General features: G+C 64.4%; 2 protein-coding genes. One reads left to right on the top strand and one right to left on the bottom strand.

The window, feature by feature from the left end:
• Positions 1-218 (bottom strand): MBL fold metallo-hydrolase (locus EXE50_RS16965; protein WP_137705648.1); only part of this gene is annotated, 218 nt, incomplete at its 3' end.
• Positions 219-352: 134 nt separating this feature from the next.
• On the opposite strand from EXE50_RS16965, the gene EXE50_RS16960 reads away from it, so the two are divergent.
• The coding region (locus EXE50_RS16960; RefSeq protein WP_158293676.1) for a DnaJ domain-containing protein at positions 353-492 on the top strand (140 nt) is incomplete at its 3' end.

Here is a 492-nt window from a genome sequence, read left to right as displayed (position 1 = left end):
ATCCCTGCCAGGCCGGCGTGGTCGTAGTGCCAGTGGGTCAGGAACACGCGATCGACGTCGGCAGGCGTGACGCCGAACGACGCGAGCGCGTCGACGAACTCCTCGCGGGTCGGCTCGGTAGCGACGCCGGCGTCCACGAGCACGGTCTCCTCGCCCTGCAGGAGGTAGACGTTGTTCTCCCCTTCGAAGACGGTGTTCCCGAGACGTATACGCTCCATACTCGAACTGCTCGGCCGCGGCCCAAGAGGGTTCCCAATTCGACGTGGCGGAGTGTCCACGTGTCACCCAATCAACTGGCGTCTGACGGTCTGCGTGCGGTAGATTCAAACACGGACTGGTCGTAGCGGGAGCCATGCCGGCGGACCTCTACGACGTTCTCGGTGTCCCCGACGACGCCGCCGCCGAGGAGTTGAAACGCGCGTACCGAAAGCGCGTGCGTGAGTACCATCCGGACGTGAACGACCACCCAGAGGGTGACGCACAGTTCAAACT

The sequence above is a fragment of the Halorubrum sp. ARQ200 genome (assembly GCF_005435115.1).
Lineage (GTDB): Archaea > Halobacteriota > Halobacteria > Halobacteriales > Haloferacaceae > Halorubrum > Halorubrum tropicale.
Note: the sequence above shows the minus strand (reverse complement) of the source record. Positions and strands in the feature narration are given on the sequence as shown.